The following is a 26,467-nucleotide window of genomic DNA, read 5'->3' on the forward strand; positions in this document are numbered from 1 at the left end:
TCTATAATGTCCTCTGTTGAAGAATAATCCTATTATTCTCAAATCAGACACATAATAAGTGATTTCAATCACCACGTTGTTTTTTCATTTATCGCTATTCTTAATTTAGATATTACATTTAAACTTTATGGAGGCATTCATATGGAACATATATTTACTGAAACTTCTATTGTTGGTGAGATTGTTACACAATTTCCGAAGGCTAGTGATCTTTTTAAATCATATAAAATAGATTTTTGTTGTGGCGGTAATAAGCCACTTATTGATGCAATTCATGAAAGAAAATAATATTTTATTTCCGCGTGCCATTACAAAGGCATAAATAAAAGCATGACATGAGTAGCAATGCTCATGTCATGCTTTTATTCACGCTTCATCATCCTCTCAATCCAAATAACTACATTTCCTATTCGCTTCTCTTTTCACATTAAACTACAAATCATTATTTACCATATTGCCCTAAGTTACGGAAACAATTATACTAGATGTAATCAGAATAAATAATCTGAATATTCTTAGAATTAAAGATGAAATCTTTACTGCCCTCAATTAGATGGATACATTCTATTTTCCGCTAAATAGATTAGAAAACGATAATAACACATTAGGAGGATTACGATGCACCAGCTTGATTCATTACATCCCATTATAGAAAAAATAATTAACAATATTGAAAAGTTAATGGTCGGAAAGCGAAAAGAAACACTATTAGCTTTAACAGCTCTCTTAGCTGAAGGTCATGTACTATTAGAAGATGTTCCTGGCGTTGGGAAAACGATGTTAGTACGTGCTCTTTCTAAATCTATTGATGCTGATTACAAACGTATTCAATTTACACCTGATTTACTTCCATCAGATGTAACAGGTGTTTCTATTTACAATCCGAAAGAGCTCCAATTTGAGTTCAAGCCTGGACCAATCATGGGGAATTTTATACTTGCTGATGAAATTAATCGTACATCTCCCAAAACACAATCCGCCTTACTTGAAAGTATGGAAGAAGGCAATATTACAATTGATGGTATGACAAGACCGTTACCCAAGCCATTCTTTGTAATGGCTACACAAAATCCTGTTGAATATGAGGGAACATATCCTTTACCAGAAGCACAGCTCGATCGTTTCTTGTTGAAACTAAAAATGGGATATCCTACACAAGAAGAAGAATTTGAAATTTTAAACCGGATGGAAAAAACACCCCCCCTCTCCCATTTACAAGCTATTACTACAATAGAAGAATTACTTTATTTACAGCAAAGCGTACGGGAAATAAGCGTGGACAAAGCGATTAAGCATTACATTGTAAAGCTTGTTAGTCAAACTCGGTCTTATAGTTCTATACAACTAGGTGCAAGTCCGCGTGGCTCGATTGCTTTAATGAAAGCTTCACAAGCTTATGCATTTATCCATGGCAGAAATTATGTTATTCCAGACGATGTTAAATTTTTAGCTCCTTACGTGTTGGCTCACAGACTCATTTTAAAAATGGAAGCAAAATTTGAAGGAATAACAGGAGAACAAGTTATCGCAAAAATCGTTGCACGAACTACCGTGCCTACCCAAAGGAAGATGAACCTTTGATGAAAAGGATTCTACGAGTACTCTATCATTTTATTAAGTTATCATTCATTCCGTTATGCCTAGTCTTAACATTTTTATACGCTATGCTTCAAGGAGGATTTGTAAGTTGGTTTTTGTTTTACAGTACAATTCCTATTGGCCTTTATTCACTATTACTCCCCTTCTATGCTTTGCGGAACGCTGAAGTAATACGAATAACAAATCAAGACGAATATGCAGCAGGAGAACCTTTTTTAAGCACCATTACAATAAAAAGAAGATTTCCTTTTCCATTACTTTACTTAATTATAGAAGATGAATTACCATCACAATTTACAAAGTGTAAACAAACGAAAATGAATAAAGTAATACTTTTTCCAGGATTGAAGCGAAATATTTCGTTTCAATATGCAATCGACACAATCCCTAGAGGAGAGCATACTTTTTCAAGCGTACGTGTCAAAACTGGCGATTTATTCGGTATGATGGAGAAAGAAGTAATTTTTTCAGTTCCAGATACATTTTTAGTCTACCCTCAGTATGTAGATATAACATATCGACAAATGGAAAATCATTTCGAACAAGGAGCACTTTCAGCAAATATAAATTTAGTAAAAGACTCTACCATTTCTGTCGGTGTGAGAGACTATAAACCTGGTGACCGCTTTTCATGGATTGATTGGAAAGCAACTGCACGAACAAACAACATTATGACAAAAGAGTTTGAACAACAGCGCAGCCATAATATTATGATATTCATGGATAGAACCCCATCCCCTCTATTCGAATCAGTCGTCACATTTACTGCCTCTATTGTCAGATCTGTTTTGAAGCAAAATTCACCGGCGTCATTCGTATCTGTCGGAAAAGAACGAACCTTTTTCCCTTTAGACAATGGAGATAGTCAGTTACATCAAATCTTTTGTCATTTAGCGAAAGTACAAGCGGACAGTGTATTCCCGCTCTCCCGAAGTGTAGAAATGGAATTAAGAAAAGTTTATGAGCCCGTAACGATTATACTCGTGACAAGTGATCTTTCTCCCGATATTCAAAAGGCAGCTGACTATGCTGCTATAAAAAATAGAAAATTAATGGTGTTTGTCGTAAAAGAAAAAGCAAATCAACTATCACATCGAGAACTTAGTATTCTAGAAACTCTACAAAAACGAAAAATATTTGTAAATGTGGTTTATGGAAACCAGTATACAAACGTGTTTTTTGAGGTGAGCAAATGATAACATTACAGACAAAAAAACAATGGGATATGACTAGATTTTTCATGCATGCATGCGCATTTCTACTTTTACTAGAATGGCTAAGGCCCCTCACCGGTATTACAAACGTAGGTAGATTAGATATTTTTGTAATATTTATAGGGATTTGCTTCACTCTCTCTTTTTTTCAAACAAAGTGGCAGATTCCAATAAAAGTCTTCACGATTTTATTCACCATTCATTTCTTATACTATAAAAATGCTTTTTTAAATCCATCTTGGTTAACAAAATTTTTTAATGATATTTCTCAAAATTCCTCTCTGTTATTTCAAGGGAATTTGCTAGATATTTCTCCAGTTTTTCCAACACTTTTATTTTTTTTATCATTTTGGTTTTTGAGTGCTTTCATCTCTTTTTGGATGATTCATAAAAAACGTGGGTTGTTATTTCTTATATTGACTATTATTTATATCACCGTTTTTCATAACTTACATGTATACAATGCAAACTACGCTATTATTCGTACTGTTGTCATCGGCTTTTTTATGCTTAGTCTTCTTCGCATAGAACGAATAAAAGAGAGTGAACACTTACAAAATTATGCTAGAGAAATCTCAAAATTACTTAGACCTCTTACAATATTTATTGTATTGTCAGCAACCATCGCATACTTCGCTCCAAAATTTGGTCCTCAATGGCCCAACCCAATGGATTTTTTAAAATTCAACACATCCGAAGCAAGTAAACAGCAAGAAGTTTCTAAAATTGGGTATGGTTTAGATGACTCACGATTAGGTGGTCCTTTTAAAGCAGATCCTACAATTGTTTTTACAGCCGCAACGCAAAACAAACAATATTGGAGAGTAGAAACGAAAGATTTTTATACCGGAAAAGGATGGGAAGTTTCTGAAAATCAAAAGAAGATTTCTTTTAAAAATAAAAATGACGTGGTGAGTTGGTACGAACAAAATACAAAAACGGAGACAACTAAGGCAACAATCACCATGCAAAAAAGTTATCCTCACCTTACCTATCCAGCAGGGTTAATATCAGTTGAGGCTTCTTCTGATATATCATACAGCGTTGACCCATTTTCTGAAAAAATCTATACGATGGACGGAAACTCTTCCACTACTTTACATTCATATAAAGTAACGTATGAGGTCCCGGAGTTTTCCATAGAAAACTTAAAAGCTGTAAAAACGAATGAAGGTCAGGAAACAAATCCTTATTTCATAACAAAGTACACGCAACTTCCAGAAGCATTACCGCAGCGAGTAAAAGACTTAGCTAGTAGTCTAACAAAGGATAAAGACACCCGATACGATAAAGTATTAGCTATTGAAAACTATTTCACCGACCATTCTTTTGTATATGAAACAACGAATGTCTCATTCCCTGCCAAAAACCAAGATTATGTAGATCAATTTCTTTTCGATACAAAAAGTGGCTACTGTAATAATTTTTCGACATCTATGATCGTGTTACTTCGTTCTGCTGGAATTCCCGCTCGCTGGGTAAAAGGTTATACAGAAGGAACTCTTGATAATACGCTGGTGGGTGCTGAAGGTGAGGATGTTTATAAAATCGCGAACGATAACGCACACTCTTGGGTCGAAGTATATTTCCCTGGATACGGATGGATTCCATTCGAACCGACAAAAGGATTTACGAATCCCTATAATTTTATAAATAATACTCCTGCTCCTACTTTACAAAATAGCGAAGAAACTAATTCTCAAAACGCGCAAATGCACGAAAGAAACAATGAAGCAAAGCTTAAAAGTTTAATAGAAGATACTGAAGAAACTCCTACTAAAAAAATTACAAATGCTAAAAATAAATTTTCTTGGTGGTACGTATTCCTTTCTACGATACCAATTAGTATCATCGGCTACACTATCTTCGCTACTAGAATGAAATGGATTACATTTTTTATCATTCTTTTCTATAAATATCGAAAAGATGATGCTGTTTATACAAAAGCTTACGATTCTCTCCTAAAACAATTTGCACGAATTGGTATACGACGAGACGAGAGTCAAACATTCCGAGAATATGCTCTCCATGTTGATACACTTTACAACTCGACGGATATGCAACAACTTACTTTCAATTATGAGAGTGCTATATATCCAAAAGGACAAGCCGCAGCAGAATGGAAAAAATCCGTACACTTATGGGAAGTACTTATGAAAAAAGCAACTTCTCCGCCTAAATCAAATGACTTCCATTCAACCATTTAATCTTGGTAATGTGAATGTAAAGAAAACGCCTCAAAGAACAAAGTAGTTCTTTGAGGCATTTTTTAATTAAGTGAAACTCCTAGTTATTCCCCAAGTACCTTCTCAATCTCAACCTCTAAATCAACCGGCTTCGTTTGCGGCGCAAAACGCCCTACTACTTTTCCGTCTTTTCCAATTAGAAATTTTGTAAAGTTCCATTTTACTGCTTTCATACCGAGTAAACCTGGTGCTTGTTCTGTCATGTATGTATACAGCGGATGAGCTTTATCACCTTTCACATCAATTTTTGCAAACATCGGGAAATTCACACCATAGTTTAACTCACAAAAACTAGTAATATCTGCTTCTGTACCTGGTTCTTGTCCTCCGAATTGGTTACAAGGGAAACCGAGTATTTCTAGCCCTTGTTCTTTATATTTATCATATACTTCTTGTAATCCTTTATACTGTGGTGTAAACCCGCATTTACTAGCTACATTTACAATAAGAAGCGCTTTTCCTTCGTAATCTTTTAACGATTTTTCTTCCCCTGTTATCGTTTTAGCTGAAAAATCATAAACTGTCATTATCCTTGCCCCTCTCTTCACTATCATTCTATGTTTATACTATACTACATTCGTGAATATACAGCTCTTATTACGTATTTTCTTCCCACGATTGTAAACGCTTTATTTTTGTTCGAAAATTCGACACAAATTACTAGACTTTTATGATGGAAAGTTTTACAATTAAATTGTGAACAAAATGTGACAGTTTATATTCTATTATTATAGAAAAGGATGGTGTTCAATATGAAAACTGCACAACATGAAACGATTTCAAATCGCGAGTTTTATTTCGTACTATATATGATGTTATTGTATGTGATTGGCTGGGTAATCGATGTAAATGGTTTATTCTTAAGCTCCTACTTTAATTTAGCGGGAGAGATTATGCTTCCATTAGTTGGCGGCATTGTTGGACTATTCGTTATGTCTATTAATAAACAACAAAGACAATAAGAACATTACAAAAAGGCAGAAGACGAAACTTTCGTTTTCTGCCTTTTTGTATTTTTAGCGTATAATAGTTACATATCGTATATAAGGAGTGGTAAAGATGAAAAAAGTAGAACAATTATCTTCTCACCTATATCTGATTGATGATTTTGATTTACAACATAATGAACGAACTGGTACGTACGTTTTATTAGGTGATGATATTACTTTAATTGAAACTTGTGCAGCCCCTTCTCTTCCGTATATTTTAGACGGCTTACAACAATTACATATTGATTTAAACGAAGTTAAAAACATTATCGTTACACATGTTCATTTAGATCACGCCGGTGCTGCTGGTTTAATGATGGAAAAATGCCCAAATGCTACTTTATACGTGCATTCTCGCGGTGCTCGTCATATGATTGATCCAACAAAACTCATTTTAGGTGCAAAAGCTGTGTACAAAGAAGATTTCGATAAACTTTTTGATCCAATTCTTCCAATTGAAGAAGAACGTGTTCATATTGTACAACATGGTGATACGTTACAAATTGCAGAAGACCGCATCCTTACATTTTATGATACACCGGGACATGCAAAGCACCATATTAGCATTCACGATTCATTAACAAACGGCATTTTTACTGGCGATACAATTGGAATTTATTATAGAGAACTTGCAGACCTTGGTGTAGAACTATATTTACCATCAACGTCCCCTTCACAATTCCAACCAGATGCGATGATTGCTTCTAAAAATCATATTCAAAGTATGAATGTAGATACTATTTATTTCGGCCATTACGGCGCATCATCCAATGTTACAGAAGTATATAAGCAACTAGAACATTGGTTACCTATTTTCGTTCATACTGGTAAAGAGGTCTTTGAAAAATATAATGATTTCGATGAGGCTACTAAAGCTTTGCAAACTGTATTAATGGATAAGGTCTCTTCTCACCTTACAAAGTTAAACGTTCCATCAGATCATTCCGTTTATAACATTTTACATCTAGATATAGAAATTAGTGCGATGGGCATTATAGATTATTTCACGAAGCAAGAGAAAGCAAACGCCACTATTAAATAACTGTAAAAGAAGAGATATACAACAGTAGTTATTGTATATCTCTTCTTTTTTTGAATATATTTTGAGTAAAGGATGGTGGAATATAATGCAAAAAGTGATGCTATACCTCTGCTTTACATTATTTATCGTCTTATTATTATTTGTCGGAGTGAAAATTCAATTTTATTTAGATACAGACGCACAAGTAAACTTTAACGTTTATCCAAGATTATTCTACTTTACACTCTTCCCTCTTATAGTCGGCATTTTATTACGATTCCTTCAATCCATTAATCGTGAAACAAGTAAACAAAACTGGCGCTTTCAACCGGATAAATTTATCGCCATTACTGTGCCTACACTATTCATTTCCTTTTCTCCAGCTCTACTCTTTTCACCAGTTGGTGCATACCTACCTTATATAACTAATATTATTCTTATCAATACAACTTTTGTTACGATAATTAGTTTAATAGCTGGCTATTCCCTTTTAGATTGTTTTATACAAAAAGATACTGTAAATATGAAAAAATATAATTGAGCACTCTTTTTTTGTTTTAATAAAAAAGCTCAAAGCTAAAGCATTGAGCTTTTTTACTTATCTCACCTTTTCATCTACATACTCCATAAACTGCTCCGCTTTCATAAATCTTTCTTTATATGCCTCAGGTACTTCTTCTACTTTTATTGCACCAGTTGATTTTGTTTTCACTCGTACTATTTCATGTGTCATTAAAGCTTCCATATAGCGATCAAACTCTTCTTGCGTTAATACTTCTTTACTAGATTTATAACCATTTAATTTATCAAAGTATGGTTGAAGGCCCATACTTACCGTTTTCATTTCTTCTCTTTTTTCTGGTGATAATGCATCATAATCAATATTACCGTTCGCATCTCCGTACGCAAGCTTTGCATTTGTTAATTTCTTTAGTTCTTTTGTAAACACTTCATATTCTTTTGTCCCCATTTCATCTTTCGCTTCTGATAGCTTTGCACTAAAACGCATGTACGCCTCTAATGTCATCGTTCCAGCATGTTTTTTTAAGTTTTCAAAAGACCCGTATATACCATCTGCCATAATAGATTGATACGCAAAACCAGTTGTCGGGATTAAAAAGGCCGCTGCAAGAACTCCTGCGATAAGGCGTTTTTTCACCTTACTTCCACCACGATTCATTTTTATTTGAACGATTACTTTTTCTTTTAACTCCGGCGGTGCAACAATCCCCTTTGCTTCTTCTTGTATAGATTCTCGAACCTTACAATCTAAACTCATTTCACATTCCCTACCTCTCCTAAAAAGATTTCTTCTACTTGCTCTTTTTGACGTAGTTTCTTTAATGCCGCATGAATTCTAGATTTCACAGTATCAATTGGAATATGTAATATTTGTGCTACTTCTTCTTGAGAGTAATCGTGTAAGTATCTTAAAATAATAACTTGTTTCAATTTATACGGTAATTTATGAATAAGTTCGATTAGTTTTTGGTTTGATATTTTACTTACAACATCGTTAGAAAAATCAATTTGTACCGGTTTTCTCTGCTCTTCTGCTTTTTTTATAATTCGTAGTCGCATCCACCTCTTTCTTCTATAAGAGTGAATTTGTTTAATTACAAGTCCAATTAGCCAAGGACGAAATGGCTTCTCGCTATCATACTTACGAAGCGATTCATATAGTTGTATGTATATTTCTTGAACGACATCATCTACATCCGCTTTATCATCTATTAAAAAATGTGCTGTCTTATATACTTCGTGAATCGTTACATCATACAATTCGCTATACGCTTCTTTATTGCCTGATAAAGTTAATTGGATCAAATCTGTATACACTGTTTCTTCCTTCATATACCACCCCTCCTTTGTCTTACACTTTATATTGGCAAGTAATCTATATTTCGTTCGATTTTTTCAAAAGTTTTTATATAAATTAATATAATGATTCAATACGTTCATAAGCTTCACTTATAACCTTGCATAACTATTATATAATTTTCCAATTTCTGATAAAGATTTAAAATGATTTATATAGTCAAATTTAGGGGGATAAATAATGAAAGCTATCATTGTAACATCGTTCGGTGGTCCTGAAGTGATGAAATATACAGATGTGGATATGCCGGTTATTTCAGAAAATCAAGTTTTAATTCGCGTTGTTGCTACAAGTGTAAATTTCGCTGACATTAAATCACGTTATGGCAAAAAAGGAAATAAAGCACTACCTTTTATTCCAGGGATAGATGTCGCTGGTATAGTAGAACGTGTCGGCTCTCATGTAAAAAATATAAACCCTGGACAACGTGTCATTGCTTTTCCTCAAAATGGATCTTATGCAGAATACGTTGTTTCAAATGAAAATCTTACTTTCGTATTACCTGATGAAGTCGACTTTCAAACTGCAGCTGCTTGTCCGATTGTATCTTTTACAGGTTATAATTTACTCGCAAATGTTGCAAGGCTTCAACAAGGCGAATCAGTACTCATTCATGCGGCTGCTGGTGGAATCGGTACTACAGCTATTCAACTTGCAAAACTATTAGGGGCTGGAACAGTTATCGGTACTGTCGGAAGTGAAGCAAAAAAAGAAATTCCTTTATATGCTGGAGCTGATTATGTAATTTGTCATCAGAATGAAGATTTTGTAGAGAAAGTCAATGAGCTGACAAACGGTGAAGGGGTTGATGTAATTTTAGATTCTATTTCTGGAACTGTTTCGGAAAGAAGTTTAAAATGTCTTGCTTATTACGGTCGCCTCGTTCATTTCGGTAATGCTAGTGGTGAAATTGGCAATTTCCAAACGAAAGATTTACATGCAAGTTGCCGTTCTATACTCGGTTTTAGCTTTGGAACTACACGAAAAAAACGTCCTGAACTACTCCAAGCAACTGCAAATGAAGTATTCCGTTATTTGCGTGACGGACGTTTGCAAATAACAGCTACGAAATCTTTTCCACTCCAAGATGCAGGGAAAGCACATGAATGGGTCGAAAGTAGAAAAAGTACAGGGAAAGTAATACTAACTGTTCAGTCATCTTCCTAAAATGAATACTTGAAACCGAGGTGTCATTCATGGGATCACGAATTATGCATGCTATTATCGCTAACGGTATTGCCGAAAAACTATGTATTCAAGATAAAACTTCTTTCATACTTGGAGGTGTAGCTCCTGATGCAGTTCATTCAACAGAAGAAAAAGGAACTTCACATTTTTACGCTGGCACAACGAAAAATTATACGAGAAGGATAGCTTTCAATTCTTTTTTTCAAAAATATAAAGCTCAAATGGATTCCCCTTTTCTCTTAGGCTATTACACTCACCTCATTGCCGATGATAATTGGCTAAGTGGATTTTTTCTACCTTGGCTAAAAAATAGAATAGAAAATGACGAGACGATCGCACCCCTGTACTATAACGATTTTAAATTGTTAAATGCAAAGTTGCTTCATCATTACGATAAAGAACAACAGCTCTTCTCGCTTCTCAATCAAGATGCTCACATTGTCGATATTGAAGAGGTTTCTAAAGAAAATGTTTTGGCTTTTCGAAAGTATCTTTTTGAAGATATGTTGTATCCAGAGCAACATTTGCATGAAGACTTACAGGTATTTACGTTTAATCAAATGGTCGGTTATATGGAAACTGCTATTGAAAAAGGTGCATTTTATATTAATCAACTCTCCAATGAAAAATTCATTTCAAAGATTTAATCCCCCTCAATATGTTTGAGGGGGCTTTTCACATAGCAATATTATTATCGGTTCTTTTCCATAACCGCAAAATAATTCCCTTCACTATCAGCAAAGTTAAATACTTTACCAGAAGGCATAGTTACCATTTCACCAACAGTAACATTTTTATTTTTTAAATCTATATATAATTGATCCAGACTTTCTGAGAAGAACATTAGTGACGGTGTACCAAGATTTAATTCTGGGCTCATCTTAGAAATCACTTCTTTATTATGTAATATAATGCTTGTTTCTGCCCCACTTTTCGGAGCGATTTCAATCCATCTCATTCCTTGTTTGTTATCTTCCTCTGCAACTACATGAAACCCTACCTTTTCCGTCCAAAAATTGACTGCCTCATCTTGATTGTTTACATACAGCATAATTTGTCCGACCTTATGAATCATTTCATTTCCCCCTAATGTTTTTTATATTCTAAGTAGGTTTCTACATGTACTATCATTATTCCTTTTGAGTTGGTATGTACTTCTTTGCAAAATTTATCGACTGACTCATCCCATCTAGTTCGTCAAAATAATCATTTCTTTCGATCATGTTATATCCATTGAATCCAATTTCATCTAATACTTTGAAGAATATATCGAAATCCACTTCACCATTTCCTACTGCTACTTCTATATACTTACTTAAACTATCACTATTCACTTCTTTACAATCTTTAATATGAGTTTGTACTATATAATCTTTTAGCAGTAATAAACTTTCTATCGAGTTTTCATTTATATCACTAATTAAATTTGCTGGATCAAAGTTAACCGCTAATCCTTTTGAATTTATATTTTCTAAAAACCGCTTTAACACTATCGCTTTTTCAGATCCCGTCTCAATAGCAAAGAATCCTCCAAATCTGAATGCTAATTCCCCTATTTCATTACAAACACGTATCATTTTATCATAGTACTCACTATTTTCATCATCTGGGATTTTCCCAATATGGGCTGTTACTATGTTAGCTCCTAACCTTAAACCTTTATCAGTAATATATTTAAAACTCTCTATTGCACATTCAGCTTCAGTTCCTATTATTCCATTTTCTCCGAAGCTAATTGCTAATGACGGGACTTGAATCTCATTAAAAGCTAAGTTTTCTTTTAAGGTGTTCCATTGTACCTTTGAAATGTTAACTAAGTTGAAAGTCGGATTCATAGCATATAATTGAATATATTCTAACCCCCATTCTCTCGCCTTCTTTATTCCTTCGTTTACTTCAATATGTTTCGTATTTAAAAACATCCCTAATTTCCTATCCATATGTGTACCTTCTTTTTATTATTTCGCATCAGTTTAATATTCGACTTTTTTTATATTATTTCCTCGTATAAACCAAATAAATAAACTACCTTTTTTCGATACCCCCAGTAGAAGCATATATAGGCACATTAAAAACACTAATACAATTCCCATTATCACTTGATTACAAACAAAAAAGACGTAACTACAAATAGTTACGCCTTCCTCATCATTTATCTAGGCTTTTTCTTCCCAGTAAACGCTGGTTTCTTTTTCTTTGGTGCTTTCGGTTTCGTTTCTACAAATGATCCTTTGAACATTTCTTGCTTCGTAAATACGATACCTAGTTTTTTCGCAAATTGTAGTAATTTACGCTCTTCTTGCGGTGTTACAAGAGATACAACAGTTCCTTCTTTACCCATACGTCCAGTACGTCCTGAGCGGTGAATGTATTGGTCTACTGTGTCTGGTAATTCTAAGTGAATTACATGTGTTAAGTCGTCAATATCGATACCGCGTGCTGCAATATCAGTAGCAAGTAGAATTTCTAATTTCCCGCCGCGGAATGCACGCATCGTTGCTTCACGTTCTTGCTTACTTGCTTCTGCATGAAGAGCCGCTGCTTTCATTTTACGGAATTTCAATTTCTCAGTAATTTCATCTAAACGGAATGGATCGTTTAAGAAAGCAACTGCTTTTACATCGCCCATATGCATAATTCTTCTTACGTAATCATTTTTTTCGCGTCGCTCACAAATAATATACGTATGCTCAACTAAGCTTTTTGATTCTGCACGTGTTACACGTACTAATTGTGGTTCAACTGCTAAATCACGTGCCGCATCTTCTGCAGCTTTTGTCATTGTAGCCGAGAAGAATACTAATTGACGATCGCGCATCGTAGATTTAATTACATCTTGCACTGCGCCCATCATTTTTTGCTTTACAATTTGATCAAACTCATCAAATACAATTGTTTTTACTTCATGCATTTTTAGCTTTTTCATACGAATTAATTCTAAAATACGTCCTGGTGAACCGACAATTACTCTTGGGTGTTTCTTTAATTTTTCAACTTGGCGCTTAATATCTGCACCACCAATTAAAGATGCACCTGAAATTTCAGTTCCTGCTGTAAACTTTTGAACCTCTTCATGAATTTGCATGACAAGTTCACGTGTTGGCGCTAAAACAACAACTTGTGGCTGTTTTACTTCAGGATTAATTTTATGTAAAAGGGGTAATAAGTACGCTAATGTTTTTCCTGTTCCAGTTGGAGATTCAGCTATAACGTCTTGTCCTTCTAAAATAGTTGGAATCGCTTGTTTTTGAATTTCAGTTAACTCTTTAAAACCAGCCTTCTCCCAAGCTTGTTGTAAAAATGGTTGCATATCTTTTATCATTTGTTTTTCTCCTTTATCTCTATTTTTGAAGAAAATGCTGTATTGTTCGCACCGTTTCTATCATGTGTGAAATAACAGCTATTAAATCATCAACATGGTCTTCTGTAATCGCTTTTTGAAATAGAACCTCTACCTTATTATGATATGAAATCGCTTGCTTATTATATTCGTATGAAACTTTCTGCATAATCATTCTTTCTTTTCCCCATATAGAACGCATTAATGTTTCAATTTCTTCGCATTTTACTTCTGGTTGTTCTAACGGGAATGAAAATGCTAGCTTCATCTCACAACCAGGTGTAAACTGAGGCACTTCTAGTATTTCACCAGACAAGTTCTTTGCATCCACAGATAATGAAAATGTTGCTTCTACTAACGGTTCAAACGGTTCTGTTAATTGAAATGAGATATGATATATACGACTTAATGAAGCAAGATCCATCATATCTTTTCGATCTGTTACAAGAATATCTCCATGTAGATCAAAATCATACACAGCACCTTCTACGATTACTTTTAAATTATCAAAAGCAGTTGGATCAAACATAATTTCCTCCAAAAAACAGGCGCCTTTCGATGGAAAGGCGCCACTTGATGTATATATAGTTTACAGATAAACGAGATGAATTACAACCTTTTAGAATAAACCTACTGCTTTTCCATCTTCATTTACATCCATTTGAAGTGCTGCTGGTTGTTTTGGAAGACCTGGCATTGTTAACATTGTACCTGTTAACGCAACGATAAAGCCTGCACCGATAGATGGTTTTAACTCACGAATTGTAACGATAAAGTCAGATGGACGACCTAATTTTGTTGCATCGTCAGAAAGAGAGTATTGTGTTTTCGCCATACAAACTGGTAGGTTACTCCAACCTTCTCCTTCATATTGAGCTAATTGCTTACGTGCTTTTGGAGCAAATTCAATATCTTTTGCACCGTACACTTTTTGAGCAATTGTACGGATTTTTTCTTCTAATGGTAATTCTAACTCATAAAGTGGTGCATAGTTGTTTTCGCCTTTTTCGATTTCTTTTAACACTTTTTCAGCAAGATCAACTCCACCTTGGCCACCTTTCTCCCAAACTTCTGTTAAGGATACTGCATAGCCACGCTCATTACACCATTCTTGTAAGTATGCAACTTCTGCATCTGTATCTGTAATGAATTTATTAATTGCAATTACGAAAGGCACACCGAAGCTTTGAATTGTTTCAACGTGCTTCTGTAAGTTTTCCATACCTTTTGCTAATGCATCTACATTTTCTTCTTTTAATTGATCTTTTGCTACGCCGCCATGCATTTTAAGCGCACGAATCGTCGCAACAATAACAACTGCTTCTGGTTTAATACCAGCTGCACGAGCTTTAATATCTAAAAACTTCTCTGCACCTAAATCAGCACCAAATCCAGCTTCTGTAATAACATAATCACCTAATTTTGCTGCCATTGTTGTAGCGATAACACTGTTACAACCGTGAGCGATATTCGCAAATGGTCCGCCGTGAATGATAGCTGGTGTATTTTCTAACGTTTGTACTAAGTTTGGTTTTAATGCGTCTTTTAATAATAATGTTAACGCACCTTCTACACCTAAATCTTTAACCGTTACAGGTTGATTTGCAAAATTATAAGCAACTACGATACGCGATAGACGTGCTTTTAAATCTTGAATATCTGTTGCAAGGCAGAATACGGCCATAATTTCAGATGCCACTGTAATATCGAAACCGTCTTCACGTGGTACACCTTGAACTGGTCCACCAAGACCAATTACTACGTTACGTAGGGCACGATCATTTAAGTCAACACAGCGTTTCCAAACGATTTTACGCGTATCAATTCCAAGTGTGTTTCCTTGTTGGATATGATTATCAATAAACGCCGCTAACGCGTTATTGGCAGTTGTGATCGCATGAATATCTCCAGTAAAGTGAAGGTTAATGTCTTCCATAGGTACAACTTGTGAAAAACCACCACCTGCTGCCCCGCCTTTTAGTCCCATCGTTGGTCCAAGGGATGGTTCGCGAAGTGCAATTACTGTTTTCTTACCAATTTTATTAAAAGCTTGACCTAAACCAACTGTTACTGTTGATTTACCTTCTCCAGCTGGAGTTGGGTTAATTGCTGTTACTAAAACAACTTTACCGTCTTTCTCATTCTGTAAGCGCTTAAAAATATCAAGAGATAGCTTACCTTTATAATGCCCGTATGGCTCTAATTCATCTTCTAAAATATTTAATTCAGCTGCAATTTCTTGAATCTTCTTCATGCTCGCTTCTTGTGCGATTTCAATGTCGGATTTAACTGTTGTAGTAGTTGTCATATACCCTAGTCCCCCTTTAATTGGTTCTGATGATATTGTATCAGTTTTTTGTATTTTCTGCACTTATTTACCTCCTAAAAATTCTTTCATTTCTTTATACGTTTTTTAACATAAATACCCATAAGAATGTTAACGATTGTTGTAACTCTGTAGGGAGTTGATCCAACATCTTCTCATTTACTCCGCGCTTATATACCCCAATACCATCTACAACTTCAAAACCTTGTTCTTTCGCTAACTGTTCAAATTCCCAAGGCATCATCGTATTACAAACAACGTCTTTGCCGTACAAACGAGGATAACTGTTCTCTCTTGGCTTTGCTGTCGGTCCTAAAATTGCAATACATGCATATCCATCCCTTTTTAGAACACGCTTTATCTCATTTAATGCTCGTAATGGCTCCTCGGTCCATTCTAAAGAATTAATTGCCATAATTGCTTCGAATTGTTCATTTTCAAATGGTAAGGAAGAAAGATCTCCTTTTATAAAGGATAAATCCGGGCCCTCTCCACGCTCCTTCCCTTTTTGAATCATAACTTCTGATAAATCCACTCCAACTGCTTTATAGCCCGCGCGACTTAATTTATATGTACCGTATCCATCACCACAACCAACGTCAAGCACCTTGGCTTCTTTCTTCACGTATTGTTCAAAAAATGGAATAATCGTACTCCTACTCCCACTATCCCACATCTCCTGACTATTTTGGTTCCAAAATTCTGCACTACTATCCCATTTTTTCTCTGCTGACTCATGCCAATTAAATTTCGTCATACATTCCCCTACCTTCACGCTTTATCACTCATTTCATTCTACATCATTTTCCAAAATTCCTGTTTTATCTTCATTAGGAAATGTACATGCTAATGAAGGAATCTTTATTCTCCAATTTTTGCTTTACTTGGGTTTAACTCATACTCATGTTCTTCTCTTGATGAAAGATACTATAAGTACACCCAATTGAAAGAGAGGGATGTACATGCGAAGAAAGAGGAATCATCATTTTAAAAGTGGTGAAAAAAACGAAGAGTATGCAGCTGAAATATCACCAGCTGGCATTCCAATTAGACATAAGCGTAAAGAAATTGCAAATGAAATAGAAGGTACAAATACCGGTGCAATGATAGGCTATGTCGCTTTATTTCTTTCGCTTTTCTCCATTGCATTTTATCCAGTTACACTCGGTTCTCTTGCGATTTTAGTCGGCTTATTAGCTGTCAATTTTGGAGCAAGAACACTTGGATATACCGCAATTGGTTTTGGTAGTTTTTCTGTTTTATTTACTTTACTTTATCCGCTTGCTTTGTCAGCTTTTTAAAAAAACACACCAAGTTATACTTGGTGTGTTCATTCGTGATACAACATAATATGACCGCATCCACAACAATGTTTCGCTGTAATTTCTTGAAACACTGGATAATTTTCTTCATCCCGATGCTCAATAAACACCTTTTCAAAACGGTACATATTTGGCGCATACGCCCAATCTTGTTTTGTACGTGCGTATAATGTAGAAGAGAAAAACTCCTCACCGCCACAAACAATACATGTGTTCTTCATCAATACCCCTCCTATGCTTGTCTTACTTCATCTATATGAACATAAGCATAAGAAAAAGACCTTCTATTACTAGAAAGTCTTCTCTGAAACAAAAAGAAATGTACCAAACATTCCTACTCCGCTATATTCTTTCGTAACACCAGCTTCTGTTTTAAATGTTTGCTTTACAGTCATAAAGAATACACCATTTCGTGCATCTGTACTTTCAAATTTTAGTTTTTCTTTTTTACCATCTACATTTTGTGTGCATTCAAAACTACTCTCATCACATTTCAATGCATACTTATCTTCTAGATACAATTTAAAATCTGATTCTTTCGGACAAGTGATAAGTAAAATTGCCACAAGAATAATACTTACAATACCCACAATTGTATAATACTTCTTCATTTGTACTCCTTTCAAAAGACAAGAAAACTTGACTGCATGCGCCAAGTTTTCTTAGTCTACAACCCATTGCCACTCTTGTTCTTTCTTATCAAAAATAAGCCAACCAGTCTCTGTTGCTTCTTCTTTCAATTCATCGATATTATCTAGTACCTCATCCGTACTTTCATACGAACCCACTACATATACCGGAATTTCGAGACCCCTTCTTGACTCAATTTTCCCTGCCAGATCAATATAAAGACCATCTTCCATTAATGGAATAAGCCCCATAATCACTTCTTTAGAAATTGCTGGGAAAATTTTTGATTTTTGGAAGAAAGAAAAACGTTTCTTACCGAAAGCACCGAGTTTATAAGGAATAACTTTACTTAACATTCCTACAAAATCAGCAATTCTACGATAATACACTTTGTTGTACCATCCGTCATCATGTGAAAAATAAACAAATCTATTTTTCAATAGCGGAAAGAACGTTCTTGCAAGTGGTTCTTTTTTGTGAGCCAAATATAAAAGCTCTGCAATTTCTTTTGGCTCTAGTTCATCTAAATCGCTTGCATCATCAAAATCTACCCAACAAAATTCATCAAATTCATCAATCTCTGCTTGAATTAACTTATGTATATTTTCTTCCTCAACATATTCAAATAAAGTATGATAATGAAAATCTGTCCATTCAAAGTTATGCTTCAAAAGCAACACTTGATGAAGCGGTGAAGGGATGTTACTTGCAAACTCTTTAAACGTAATTCCTGATGTAATAAAACAATGACCCCGACGATTACCATTAATATATATCATATTCTTTACTTGGTCAGATCCTCCAGACAAAGCACCTAGCCACCTTCGTTTTATATGTTTCAATTCTATAGCATATTTTAACATGAAAAATTTTAGAAACATAGAAAAAACTTCAAAAACTATTTACAATTTCATGTGTTTTATTACATAGTGATTACAAGAAAAAACACCTGCTCGTAAGCAGGCGTTTTTAAAGGATTTCATCTGGGTTTTGAGGATGATGATTTCCCTCTTTCTTTTCATCTTTTTGGAACATCGATTGAATTTTATCAATTGTTTGTGGAGCTAATTCAATCATTTTCTCTGCTAAATGTGTCGCATTTTGTAAATGAAGAATATTTACTCCATCTTTATTCACCACAAGAAATGCTACTGGTGTAATAGAAACACCACCCGCGCTACCGCCACCAAATGCAGGGTTACCGTTCGCTCTTTGTCCATCATTCGTTTGGAAATCAGAACCTCCTGCTCCAAACCCGAACGCTACTTTAGAAACAGTTAACACTACACCACCGTCAGCCGTTTGAACAGGCTCTCCAACAATCGTATTTACATCGACCATTTCTTTTAAATTTTCCATTGCCGCTTTCATTAATCCTTGAATTGGATGATCCACCGTTCATAACCTCCTTTGTCATATCTTTCCTAGTTTTTCCGAAAGTTTGTGAACTAAACATAAAATTTTATATTGCTTTCAAAAAACTTAAGTTGTAATATTTAGAAAAATAAAAAAAGAGGTCGACCTACTAATCACTTTAATCACCTTACATAATTAAATTTTCTTTTAGAAGTTAAAATACTCTCCTATAAATTATTACTTTTTTACCACCAAAACTTACAATACGCACTTTCTTTATGCCTTACGTTTCGATATACCTTTTTTATTTTTCCTTTGATATCTTGGAGTTTCTCTTTTATGTTGCTCCCACGTTTTATTAAATGACTGAAATTTAAACTTGCAATATGCTAATAGCTGAAATCCTGCTGCTGCGATGGCTATCGTATACAGTGAACTACCCCCCACTTAGTATCTCTTATGAGCATACCCCTAAGTGGGAGCTTCTCGGTTCATCGCTACTTTTGATAGCTAACGAATTTGTCCTAGGACAGCCGAGCTAACTCCCTTGTTCCAAAGGTTATTTTGTTACTATTTATGCCAACGCTAGTAAGCGTATGGCTTCTTTTTTGATATTGATAGCTGCGTTATAATCACGGCCGATTGTGAGTCCACACGAACACGCATACATGCGTTCACATAATGGCATTTCTTTTTTATTTCTACAACGACTACACATCTTTGTAGAAGGAAACCATTTATCTATTTTTACAAGCTGTTTTCCTTGTTCTTGCAGCTTATATTCTAAAAATGTCGTGAACATCCTCCAACCGTTGTCCGCTACACTTTTACCAAAGCGAAGTGCTCGTGACATTCCTTTCATATGTAAGTCTTCAATTGCTACAACGTCAAAATTCGTAGCTAATTCTTTAGACTTGTGATGAAGAAAATTTTTACGTTGATTGGCGACCTTTTCATGCAACTTCGCTACACGAATACGTTGTTTATTCCAGCGCACTGAACCTTTCACACGCCTTGCTAATACTCGTTGTGCCTTCGCTAATTTGTCTAATATCTGATGATAAAAGCGAGGATAATTGGCTTTCTCATCTTCGCTACTCACGTACAATTCAGCCATTGCGAAGTCTAATCCAACTACACGTTCTACTTCTTTTGGAGTGATTTCTTTTTCATATTCGGTCAAAATAGACACGTAATACTTACCAGTTGGTGTCATCGAAATCGTACATGATTTGATGATATGATTTGGCGGGATCTCTCTATGTTGCTTCAGTTTCACCATTTTCAATTTTGGTAATTTGATATAACCATGAAATAACATAATATTTCCGTTTACTCGATTCGTTGTATAGGATTTTCTACTCTTTTTATTTTTGAATGTAGGAAACCCACTTTGACCACTAAAAAAATTCTTATACGCAGTTTGCAAGTTTAATTGAGCGTTGGCCAATGCCAATGAATCAATTTCTTTCAACCATTCATACTCCACTTTATATTTCGCAGGAGTAGGGAATTTTTGTTTCTTCAGCTCTTCCTTGTTCGCTTTGTGTTTTTCATATATTTCTTTCCGTTCAGCCAGCATTTTATTATACACAAAACGTACACATCCGAACGTTTTACATATGAGATGTGCTTGTTCTTCTGTTGGATACAGACGAAATTTATACGCCTTATTCTGCTTTGGCATATCCATTCACCTCATTTTCCGCTTTATTTCCCATAAGCTATGACGGTGATCACACAACCTGAACACTACAAGATTATTATCTACTTTCATTGTTATACCAAACTTTACCTCTTATAAGACTGATTATATCAGGGGCGAAATAAATAGGAAACTCAAATGTTTGGCTACGCCAAACCAACATTCATCCCCCACCTACCGCTAGACTATCGTCTTTCACACGCCTCTGGGAGGATACTTCTTTCGGATAATACGTTAAAAGGGGCCCTACTACATACCTAAAGTATCCCACCCATAATCGTTATGAAAATATATCAAAATAAAACTAGTTGCTGCGTAAAATGTAGCCCCTTCATCATCTTTCCCTTTGTTTTACTAAAGAAAGAAGCATACCTTTCATCCATACTAAACGCACCTTCACTCGCTTGTTTAAACGTATCAAGCGTTGTCACAATATGAACAACAACTGCTCCTAAAAATAACAATCCTGCATACAGTAATGTTATCTGATCAATTGAATTATTAGCCATTTTAGTACCAATCAAAACTACGAGTAAGATTATTGCCATTTGAAATGCATTTAATAATACAACAAGTGTTTGTAGCTTTTGAAATTTAAATTGAGCTTTTGGAAATAAATATAGAATGAAAAAAATTACTTGCAGAGCATATAACAACACTTCCAGCTTAACAATTCCTATATTAAGGAGGACCATACAGTAATCCCAATCACCTGATACAATAATAGAAAAAACAGCTATTGAACTATAAAGTATTCCTCCAAACATAAATCCTGTAGCACCCTCAGGACTTAAACGATCATTACATGTCATCCTAAACTTATCTAAATCTTCTTCTTTTATATTCCACATCCTGGCCCTTCACCTTCTATACGTTTCAATTATTTTTCGCGCACTAAAATTCTATTAATATATTATTTATCCCGCTTTAATGGGCAGTAAGACCCCCACCTCAAAATGCAGCGAAAGCAAAGAAGTTAGGTGGGGGATCAACTGCCCATAAAAGTCCGATTGGTTCAACTAATAATCAGTGGGGGATGAAGAAACCCCCCACTGATTAAAGTTTCACTTTATTTTTCGTTTTGAATTTTTTATTTCGCTTTCGAATTCTCCCACGCATTCTCTCATTCTCTTCCCACGTCATATGAAATGACTTAAATTTGAATCTACAGTACGCCAATAGTTGGAATTCTGCCGCTCCGATTGCAACCGCATACATTAATACAGTTCCTACTCCATACATAACAAAAAAATCAATTGAATAATCATTTTGAAAATACATCAAAATAAGTAGTATGAATATATATATTATAGCTCCCTTTATCATAGCTCCTTTTGTCTTACTAAAAAACGAGGTGGATCTTTCATCACTACTAAATGCACCTTCACTTGCTTGTTTAAATGTATCTAGTGTTGCTACAATATGGATAATAACTGCTCCTACAACTAGTAGCCCGGTATACATCCTACCAATTGAATTGTCAGCCATTTCAGAAACAATTGAAACTACAAATAATATCGTTCCAAATTGAAACGCATATAGTAATACGATTAGCGTTTGTAACTTTTGAAATTTAAAACATGCTTTCGGAAATAGATATATAATTAAAAATATAATTTGAATACTAAATAACACAATTTCAGTTTTAACAATTGTTCTATCAAAAAAATTGTTGTAGTAATTCAAATCCCCTACAAAAATAATAAACATAAATATTGAAATATAAAATATTGTTCCAAGCATAAAACCCGTAGCACCTTCAGGACTTAAACGGCCTTGACATGTTATTCGAAATTTATCTAAATCTTCTTCTTTTATTTTCCACACCCTGACATTTCACCTTCTATACAGTTTAAATAATTTTCATCCACTAAAATTCTATTCCATTCTTAATATTTTTAAGTACATAGATTTTTGTACAACTAAATTCAGATAATCTTTTAGGTATATCCCACTTAATAAACTTGCTACTTCTGACAGAACTATCATCATCTTAGCTTTCATCTTTAACTTCATACTGACACCCCGTTAGTTACTCTAGGGATTTTTAGGTTCGTTATGTTCCCTTTTGGAAAGTAATACACTTCACCTGTACTTATTGGTATTTATTTACTCATACAGATTATATTGAGGATACTTTAATTTTTAATAGCATCGATTTATATCCAACCCTTAATTGCTTATATATTCTATTTGAATTTTCAGAACCCGAAATTTATTTTATTTCTTTGGCTTGTTTTTTTCCTTCTCTTCATAAAGCTTTAGTCTTTTCTGACGTTCCTTTTCGTGCTCCTCCCACGAAATATAAAATGATGGAAATTTAAATCTACAATAGGCTAATAATTGGAACTCTGCTGCACCTATGGCTACTGCGTACATTATTAAAGTTCCTCCCGCATACAATCCAAAAATCTTCAGTGTATAATCATTATACACATAAATTAAAATGAGAAGAGTTAACACATAAATTAGAGCACACTTAATTGCAATCCTCTTTGTTTTACTAAAAAATGATGAGGATTCTTCTCCCGTATTAAATGCCCCTTTACTTGCCTGTCTAAAAGTATCAATAGTCGCTAAAATATGTAATATGACTGCACCTAAAAATAATAACCCAACATACATTAATGTAATTTGATCAATTGAATAATTTGACATTCCCGGGATTATCAACATTGTAAATGTAATAGTACCTAGCTGAAACGCATATAACAGTACCACAAGTGTTTGTAGTTTCTGAAATTTAAATGGCATCTTAGGAAACAGATAAATAATTAAAAAAATTACTTGAAGACTATAAAGCACTAACTCAAGGCTAACAATTATTTTATCAAAGAGAGTCGGGTAATAACTCCAACCAAACCTTATTAACCCTACAATAAGAAAAAACATTATTAATGAAATAAAAAACATCGTTCCAAACATAAACCCTGTAGCCCAGTCGGGACTTAAGCGGTTCTTACAAGTACTTTTAAATTCATTTAAATCTTCTTCTTTTATATTCCACATATAATTACACCATCTTTTCTAAAATCATGTAATAACTCTATTTTTGTAGACAAACTGAAAGTAAATAAATGTTTTTAGTATTTCATATTAAACTAGCCTTTTTTACTTTTTTTAACAAACACAAAATACAGCGATAGCATTAGTATTAAGCCTATTCCACAAACCAATACACCTCCATATTCTTTCTGGTATAAAAAAATAAACATAGTAACAATATAGCTCGGTATTGACAAAATAATGAGCCACTTCCCCAGAAACTCTGCTATTTTATATAGAATTAAAAAGATAAACATAATCCCAACAATAATAGGTGCTATTACACCTTCAAAAAAACCTTTTTCTTTTTTTACGGCTTTAGAATCTTTATTCAAGATCTTACATTCCTCCCTTTACTAGTTAATTTATGAATAATGTATTCATTCTATCTTCAATATAAGTTTACGAGTATCATTTACAACTTTCATTTCAGTTTTTGTTTCGCTTTTGTTCTTTCTCTCTTATTCTTTTTCTATTTGCTATAAATTCTTGGCATTCCTTTTCATGTTGTTCCCACGTAATATTAAATGATGGAAATTTAAAGCGACAATACACCAATAGGACGAATTCTGCTGATACTACAGCGAATATATATAATATTATTGTTTGTACAACATAAATTGCTATTTGGCTAAATGTATAATTAAGATTTAGAAAAATTAATATAAGTAGAACCATTACACCAATTGTCATTCCAATCGATAAATATAATTTTGCGTTAGTAAAAAATGAGACAGCTGGCCCTTCCGATTTATATCCTCCATGTTTTGCCTTTTTAAAAACATCAATTGTAGTTACAATGTGAGTACAAAGCGCCCCTAACATTATTAAACCAATATAAACTAACGTTTTATTATTACTTGGAAAATCAAACATTCCTTCAACCATCATAACGATAAATGGTAATGTTGCTAATTGAAAAGAATAAAATAAAGTCACGATGGCTTGGAGTTTCTGTAATTTAAAAGCAACCTTTGAAGACATGAAAATTATTAAAAAAATCAACTCCAAAATGTATAACTTTACCTCAGATCGTACCAAAAATGTTTCAAATGGTGTTAAAGAAATCTTATCACCGTTCAGCAAAACACCTAAAAACATGATGAACATTGGTATAGAAGTATATACAAAAACTCCCCCATAAAAGATTCTTATATAATCCGGACTTAATCGATTTTTATTTACAATTTTGAAAAAACCTAAATCTTCTTCCTTTATTTTAAGCATTCATCTTTCCTCATTTCGACGCAAAACTTATTTTATTTCTTTGGCTTGCTTTTTTTCCTTTTCTTCATAAAGCTTTAGTCTTTTCTGACGTTCCCTTTCATGCTCCTCCCACGAAATATAAAATGATGGAAATTTAAATCTACAATAGGCTAATAATTGGAACTCTGCTGCACCTATGGCTACCGAATATAGTATAAGGGTCAATACGGCATACCAACCTATTTGCTCCATCGTATAATCATTATTAATATAAATTAAGATTAAGAGAGTTAATACACATAATATAGAGGCAATCATTAAAAAATCTTTTGTCTTACTAAAAAATGAAACTGAATTTTCCCACTTACTAAATGCGCCTTCGCTAGCTTGCTTAAAGGTATTAATCGTTGTAAAAATATGAATAATAAAAGCTCCTAACAATAATAAGGCTACATAAGTCAATGTAATACGATCATTTGAATAACCAAAAATACTCGAAACAACTACTGTTACAAATCCTATAGTCGCAAGCTGAAGTGCATATAACAATATAACTATAGCTTGTAACTTTTGAAATTTAAAACGGGCTTTGGGAAATAGATATACAATAAGAAAAATGATTTGTAAGCTATACAAACATAACTCTATTTTAATAATTGTTTCCTCTAGTAAACTAGGATATACTGACCAACCAAATTTCACCAAACCATAAATTACACCTAACATGATTAATGAGGTGTATATGATTGAACCTAGCATAAAACCTACAGTAGCCTCAGGACTTAAACGATTTCTACATGTTATTTTAAATTCATCTAAATCTTTTTCTTTTATATTCCACATCCAAGTTTCCCACCTTTAACTACCTTTACTTAAATCATATAGATTAAAAATAAAAACCTTCTTATAGCCTCCATATTTTTCTTTTTTTAAAGTATGGATTGTAATTACAATATGAGTAGTAATCGCTCTTAATAATAATAGACCTATATAACATACGGTTAAATTTTCACAAGTATATCCAAATATCGCTTCAATTAATACATACGCATACCCTACCGTTGCAACTTGAAACGAGTTAAACACAATTACAATGGCTTGTAACTTTTGTAATTTAAATCTTAATTTCGGAAATGAATAGATAATCAAAAAAAGGGTTTGCAGAATATATAATACTAACTCTACACAAACAAATATTCGTTCAAAAGATTTTGGATAAGCCTCCCAACCAAGTTGTAAAAACCCAAAAACAATAAAAAACATCGGTAATGAAGCGTATACAAAGACTCCAACTAAAAAGGCCATTACACCATCAGGACTTAATCGGTTTTTATTTGTAATTTGAAAAAAGCCTAAATCTTCTTCTTGTATTTCAAGGATTCACCTTTCCTCATTTCGATG

29 protein-coding genes and 3 pseudogenes are annotated in these 26,467 nt (G+C 34.0%); 10 read left to right on the top strand and 22 right to left on the bottom strand.

What is annotated here, in order from left to right; genetic code table 11:
* Positions 1-141: 141 nt before the first annotated feature.
* From LMD38_RS15825 to LMD38_RS15840, 4 genes and pseudogenes are all read left to right on the top strand, one after another.
* Positions 142-282 (top strand): annotated as a pseudogene (locus LMD38_RS15825) (DUF542 domain-containing protein); the annotation flags it as partial.
* A gap of 336 nt (positions 283-618) precedes the next feature.
* Positions 619-1,581 carry an AAA family ATPase gene (locus LMD38_RS15830; protein ID WP_000553998.1) on the top strand — a complete coding sequence of 321 codons (963 nt, stop codon included), beginning with the start codon at positions 619-621 and terminating at the stop codon, positions 1,579-1,581.
* Positions 1,581-2,795, top strand: coding sequence for a DUF58 domain-containing protein (locus LMD38_RS15835; protein WP_062821432.1), 1,215 nt, complete (start codon positions 1,581-1,583; stop codon positions 2,793-2,795). Before LMD38_RS15830 ends, LMD38_RS15835 begins: the two co-directional genes overlap by 1 nt.
* The gene (locus tag LMD38_RS15840; protein WP_062821426.1) at positions 2,792-5,020 is read left to right on the top strand and encodes a transglutaminase TgpA family protein; all 2,229 of its coding nucleotides are present in this window, start codon (positions 2,792-2,794) and stop codon (positions 5,018-5,020) included. Before LMD38_RS15835 ends, LMD38_RS15840 begins: the two co-directional genes overlap by 4 nt.
* A gap of 83 nt (positions 5,021-5,103) precedes the next feature.
* Here the strand turns inward: LMD38_RS15840 and bsaA are convergent, their stop codons facing one another.
* Positions 5,104-5,586, bottom strand: coding sequence for a glutathione peroxidase (bsaA, locus tag LMD38_RS15845; protein ID WP_000219435.1), 483 nt, complete (start codon positions 5,584-5,586; stop codon positions 5,104-5,106).
* A 225-nt stretch (positions 5,587-5,811) separates the two neighbouring features.
* Here bsaA and LMD38_RS15850 point away from each other — a divergent pair, with 225 nt between their 5' ends.
* The 3 genes from LMD38_RS15850 (at position 5,812) to LMD38_RS15860 (ending at position 7,610) form a co-directional block, all read left to right on the top strand.
* Entirely contained in the window at positions 5,812-6,021 is a 210-nt protein-coding gene (locus LMD38_RS15850) for a DUF3925 family protein (RefSeq protein ID WP_000844978.1), read from the top strand.
* A gap of 97 nt (positions 6,022-6,118) precedes the next feature.
* Positions 6,119-7,090, top strand: a complete 972-nt coding sequence (locus tag LMD38_RS15855) for an MBL fold metallo-hydrolase (RefSeq protein ID WP_016717340.1) — start codon at positions 6,119-6,121, stop codon at positions 7,088-7,090.
* An 85-nt stretch (positions 7,091-7,175) separates the two neighbouring features.
* Positions 7,176-7,610, top strand: coding sequence for a hypothetical protein (locus LMD38_RS15860; protein ID WP_062821427.1), 435 nt, complete (start codon positions 7,176-7,178; stop codon positions 7,608-7,610).
* A 57-nt stretch (positions 7,611-7,667) separates the two neighbouring features.
* On the opposite strand, the gene LMD38_RS15865 is transcribed toward LMD38_RS15860, so the two are convergent.
* Together LMD38_RS15865 and LMD38_RS15870 are read right to left on the bottom strand one after the other, a co-directional pair.
* Positions 7,668-8,348 carry a DUF3600 domain-containing protein gene (locus LMD38_RS15865; protein WP_062821428.1) on the bottom strand — a complete coding sequence of 227 codons (681 nt, stop codon included), beginning with the start codon at positions 8,346-8,348 and terminating at the stop codon, positions 7,668-7,670.
* Positions 8,345-8,923 carry a sigma-70 family RNA polymerase sigma factor gene (locus LMD38_RS15870; protein ID WP_228919805.1) on the bottom strand — a complete coding sequence of 193 codons (579 nt, stop codon included), beginning with the start codon at positions 8,921-8,923 and terminating at the stop codon, positions 8,345-8,347. The genes LMD38_RS15865 and LMD38_RS15870 overlap by 4 nt, the downstream gene beginning before the upstream one ends.
* Before the next feature lie 205 nt (positions 8,924-9,128).
* On the opposite strand from LMD38_RS15870, the gene LMD38_RS15875 reads away from it, so the two are divergent.
* Both LMD38_RS15875 and LMD38_RS15880 read left to right on the top strand, forming a co-directional pair.
* Positions 9,129-10,115: a quinone oxidoreductase family protein gene (locus tag LMD38_RS15875; RefSeq protein ID WP_062821429.1), complete on the top strand. Its 987-nt coding sequence runs from the start codon at positions 9,129-9,131 to the stop codon at positions 10,113-10,115.
* 29 nt (positions 10,116-10,144) lie between these two features.
* Positions 10,145-10,783 carry a zinc dependent phospholipase C family protein gene (locus tag LMD38_RS15880; RefSeq protein WP_016717335.1) on the top strand — a complete coding sequence of 213 codons (639 nt, stop codon included), beginning with the start codon at positions 10,145-10,147 and terminating at the stop codon, positions 10,781-10,783.
* A 44-nt stretch (positions 10,784-10,827) separates the two neighbouring features.
* Here LMD38_RS15880 and LMD38_RS15885 read toward each other — a convergent pair whose 3' ends face one another.
* The 6 genes from LMD38_RS15885 to LMD38_RS15910 all read right to left on the bottom strand — a co-directional run bounded on the left by LMD38_RS15885 (position 10,828) and on the right by LMD38_RS15910 (position 16,559).
* Positions 10,828-11,211 (bottom strand): VOC family protein, encoded by a 384-nt coding sequence (locus LMD38_RS15885; protein ID WP_016717334.1) that lies wholly within the window; start codon positions 11,209-11,211, stop codon positions 10,828-10,830.
* 55 nt (positions 11,212-11,266) lie between these two features.
* The gene (locus LMD38_RS15890) at positions 11,267-12,076 is read right to left on the bottom strand and encodes a sugar phosphate isomerase/epimerase family protein (protein ID WP_016717333.1); all 810 of its coding nucleotides are present in this window, start codon (positions 12,074-12,076) and stop codon (positions 11,267-11,269) included.
* Between the two features lie 212 nt (positions 12,077-12,288).
* Complete coding sequence (locus tag LMD38_RS15895) at positions 12,289-13,458, bottom strand: DEAD/DEAH box helicase (protein ID WP_000588613.1); 1,170 nt, start codon at positions 13,456-13,458, stop codon at positions 12,289-12,291.
* Positions 13,459-13,477: 19 nt separating this feature from the next.
* Entirely contained in the window at positions 13,478-14,005 is a 528-nt protein-coding gene (locus LMD38_RS15900; protein ID WP_000460219.1) for a hypothetical protein, read from the bottom strand.
* 90 nt (positions 14,006-14,095) lie between these two features.
* Complete coding sequence (locus LMD38_RS15905) at positions 14,096-15,784, bottom strand: formate--tetrahydrofolate ligase (protein ID WP_044792612.1); 1,689 nt, start codon at positions 15,782-15,784, stop codon at positions 14,096-14,098.
* Positions 15,785-15,878: 94 nt separating this feature from the next.
* On the bottom strand, positions 15,879-16,559 hold the full coding sequence (locus LMD38_RS15910; protein ID WP_062821430.1) for a class I SAM-dependent methyltransferase: 681 nt from the start codon (positions 16,557-16,559) through the stop codon (positions 15,879-15,881).
* Between the two features lie 205 nt (positions 16,560-16,764).
* On the opposite strand from LMD38_RS15910, the gene LMD38_RS15915 reads away from it, so the two are divergent.
* Positions 16,765-17,103 carry a hypothetical protein gene (locus LMD38_RS15915; RefSeq protein ID WP_001253199.1) on the top strand — a complete coding sequence of 113 codons (339 nt, stop codon included), beginning with the start codon at positions 16,765-16,767 and terminating at the stop codon, positions 17,101-17,103.
* A 29-nt stretch (positions 17,104-17,132) separates the two neighbouring features.
* Here LMD38_RS15915 and LMD38_RS15920 read toward each other — a convergent pair whose 3' ends face one another.
* From LMD38_RS15920 to LMD38_RS15980, 13 genes and pseudogenes are all read right to left on the bottom strand, one after another.
* Entirely contained in the window at positions 17,133-17,345 is a 213-nt protein-coding gene (locus LMD38_RS15920; RefSeq protein ID WP_000798747.1) for a hypothetical protein, read from the bottom strand.
* 69 nt (positions 17,346-17,414) lie between these two features.
* Positions 17,415-17,735: a hypothetical protein gene (locus LMD38_RS15925; protein ID WP_000761181.1), complete on the bottom strand. Its 321-nt coding sequence runs from the start codon at positions 17,733-17,735 to the stop codon at positions 17,415-17,417.
* 51 nt (positions 17,736-17,786) lie between these two features.
* Positions 17,787-18,563, bottom strand: a complete 777-nt coding sequence (locus LMD38_RS15930) for an oxalate:formate antiporter (RefSeq protein WP_000014090.1) — start codon at positions 18,561-18,563, stop codon at positions 17,787-17,789.
* Between the two features lie 160 nt (positions 18,564-18,723).
* A complete protein-coding gene (ytfJ, locus tag LMD38_RS15935; protein WP_000349987.1) occupies positions 18,724-19,149 on the bottom strand; it encodes a GerW family sporulation protein in 426 nt (141 codons plus the stop codon).
* Between the two features lie 237 nt (positions 19,150-19,386).
* Positions 19,387-19,557 (bottom strand): annotated as a pseudogene (locus LMD38_RS15940) (hypothetical protein); the annotation flags it as partial.
* Between the two features lie 127 nt (positions 19,558-19,684).
* Positions 19,685-20,797, bottom strand: a complete 1,113-nt coding sequence (locus LMD38_RS15945) for an RNA-guided endonuclease TnpB family protein (protein ID WP_062821431.1) — start codon at positions 20,795-20,797, stop codon at positions 19,685-19,687.
* Positions 20,798-21,064: 267 nt separating this feature from the next.
* Positions 21,065-21,666, bottom strand: a pseudogene (locus LMD38_RS15950) (hypothetical protein).
* A 205-nt stretch (positions 21,667-21,871) separates the two neighbouring features.
* Positions 21,872-22,642 (bottom strand): hypothetical protein, encoded by a 771-nt coding sequence (locus LMD38_RS15955; protein ID WP_064774891.1) that lies wholly within the window; start codon positions 22,640-22,642, stop codon positions 21,872-21,874.
* A gap of 393 nt (positions 22,643-23,035) precedes the next feature.
* The gene (locus tag LMD38_RS15960; RefSeq protein WP_062821209.1) at positions 23,036-23,824 is read right to left on the bottom strand and encodes a hypothetical protein; all 789 of its coding nucleotides are present in this window, start codon (positions 23,822-23,824) and stop codon (positions 23,036-23,038) included.
* A gap of 92 nt (positions 23,825-23,916) precedes the next feature.
* A complete protein-coding gene (locus tag LMD38_RS15965; RefSeq protein WP_001030796.1) occupies positions 23,917-24,195 on the bottom strand; it encodes a hypothetical protein in 279 nt (92 codons plus the stop codon).
* Between the two features lie 94 nt (positions 24,196-24,289).
* Positions 24,290-25,087, bottom strand: coding sequence for a hypothetical protein (locus tag LMD38_RS15970; RefSeq protein WP_062821208.1), 798 nt, complete (start codon positions 25,085-25,087; stop codon positions 24,290-24,292).
* Positions 25,088-25,114: 27 nt separating this feature from the next.
* The gene (locus LMD38_RS15975; protein WP_062821207.1) at positions 25,115-25,909 is read right to left on the bottom strand and encodes a hypothetical protein; all 795 of its coding nucleotides are present in this window, start codon (positions 25,907-25,909) and stop codon (positions 25,115-25,117) included.
* A gap of 15 nt (positions 25,910-25,924) precedes the next feature.
* On the bottom strand, positions 25,925-26,371 hold the full coding sequence (locus LMD38_RS15980; RefSeq protein ID WP_227585646.1) for a hypothetical protein: 447 nt from the start codon (positions 26,369-26,371) through the stop codon (positions 25,925-25,927).
* Positions 26,372-26,467: the final 96 nt, after the last annotated feature.

This window comes from Bacillus pacificus (assembly GCF_020861345.1).
In the GTDB taxonomy this organism is placed as follows: domain Bacteria; phylum Bacillota; class Bacilli; order Bacillales; family Bacillaceae_G; genus Bacillus_A; species Bacillus_A pacificus.

What these genes read in the sequence shown, in the direction of transcription:
- LMD38_RS15830 (WP_000553998.1), top strand. Translation starts at nt 619, where the DNA reads ATGCACCAGCTTGATTCATTACATCCCATTATAGAAAAAATAATTAAC.
- LMD38_RS15835 (WP_062821432.1), top strand. Translation starts at nt 1,581, where the DNA reads ATGAAAAGGATTCTACGAGTACTCTATCATTTTATTAAGTTATCATTC.
- LMD38_RS15840 (WP_062821426.1), top strand. Translation starts at nt 2,792, where the DNA reads ATGATAACATTACAGACAAAAAAACAATGGGATATGACTAGATTTTTC.
- bsaA (WP_000219435.1), bottom strand. Translation starts at nt 5,586, where the DNA reads ATGACAGTTTATGATTTTTCAGCTAAAACGATAACAGGGGAAGAAAAA.
- LMD38_RS15850 (WP_000844978.1), top strand. Translation starts at nt 5,812, where the DNA reads ATGAAAACTGCACAACATGAAACGATTTCAAATCGCGAGTTTTATTTC.
- LMD38_RS15855 (WP_016717340.1), top strand. Translation starts at nt 6,119, where the DNA reads ATGAAAAAAGTAGAACAATTATCTTCTCACCTATATCTGATTGATGAT.
- LMD38_RS15860 (WP_062821427.1), top strand. Translation starts at nt 7,176, where the DNA reads ATGCAAAAAGTGATGCTATACCTCTGCTTTACATTATTTATCGTCTTA.
- LMD38_RS15865 (WP_062821428.1), bottom strand. Translation starts at nt 8,348, where the DNA reads ATGAGTTTAGATTGTAAGGTTCGAGAATCTATACAAGAAGAAGCAAAG.
- LMD38_RS15870 (WP_228919805.1), bottom strand. Translation starts at nt 8,923, where the DNA reads ATGAAGGAAGAAACAGTGTATACAGATTTGATCCAATTAACTTTATCA.
- LMD38_RS15875 (WP_062821429.1), top strand. Translation starts at nt 9,129, where the DNA reads ATGAAAGCTATCATTGTAACATCGTTCGGTGGTCCTGAAGTGATGAAA.
- LMD38_RS15880 (WP_016717335.1), top strand. Translation starts at nt 10,145, where the DNA reads ATGGGATCACGAATTATGCATGCTATTATCGCTAACGGTATTGCCGAA.
- LMD38_RS15885 (WP_016717334.1), bottom strand. Translation starts at nt 11,211, where the DNA reads ATGATTCATAAGGTCGGACAAATTATGCTGTATGTAAACAATCAAGAT.
- LMD38_RS15890 (WP_016717333.1), bottom strand. Translation starts at nt 12,076, where the DNA reads ATGGATAGGAAATTAGGGATGTTTTTAAATACGAAACATATTGAAGTA.
- LMD38_RS15895 (WP_000588613.1), bottom strand. Translation starts at nt 13,458, where the DNA reads ATGATAAAAGATATGCAACCATTTTTACAACAAGCTTGGGAGAAGGCT.
- LMD38_RS15900 (WP_000460219.1), bottom strand. Translation starts at nt 14,005, where the DNA reads ATGTTTGATCCAACTGCTTTTGATAATTTAAAAGTAATCGTAGAAGGT.
- LMD38_RS15905 (WP_044792612.1), bottom strand. Translation starts at nt 15,784, where the DNA reads ATGACAACTACTACAACAGTTAAATCCGACATTGAAATCGCACAAGAA.
- LMD38_RS15910 (WP_062821430.1), bottom strand. Translation starts at nt 16,559, where the DNA reads ATGACGAAATTTAATTGGCATGAGTCAGCAGAGAAAAAATGGGATAGT.
- LMD38_RS15915 (WP_001253199.1), top strand. Translation starts at nt 16,765, where the DNA reads ATGCGAAGAAAGAGGAATCATCATTTTAAAAGTGGTGAAAAAAACGAA.
- LMD38_RS15920 (WP_000798747.1), bottom strand. Translation starts at nt 17,345, where the DNA reads ATGAAGAACACATGTATTGTTTGTGGCGGTGAGGAGTTTTTCTCTTCT.
- LMD38_RS15925 (WP_000761181.1), bottom strand. Translation starts at nt 17,735, where the DNA reads ATGAAGAAGTATTATACAATTGTGGGTATTGTAAGTATTATTCTTGTG.
- LMD38_RS15945 (WP_062821431.1), bottom strand. Translation starts at nt 20,797, where the DNA reads ATGCCAAAGCAGAATAAGGCGTATAAATTTCGTCTGTATCCAACAGAA.
- LMD38_RS15960 (WP_062821209.1), bottom strand. Translation starts at nt 23,824, where the DNA reads ATGTGGAATATAAAAGAAGAAGATTTAAATGAATTTAAAAGTACTTGT.
- LMD38_RS15970 (WP_062821208.1), bottom strand. Translation starts at nt 25,087, where the DNA reads ATGCTTAAAATAAAGGAAGAAGATTTAGGTTTTTTCAAAATTGTAAAT.
- LMD38_RS15975 (WP_062821207.1), bottom strand. Translation starts at nt 25,909, where the DNA reads ATGTGGAATATAAAAGAAAAAGATTTAGATGAATTTAAAATAACATGT.
- LMD38_RS15980 (WP_227585646.1), bottom strand. Translation starts at nt 26,371, where the DNA reads ATGGCCTTTTTAGTTGGAGTCTTTGTATACGCTTCATTACCGATGTTT.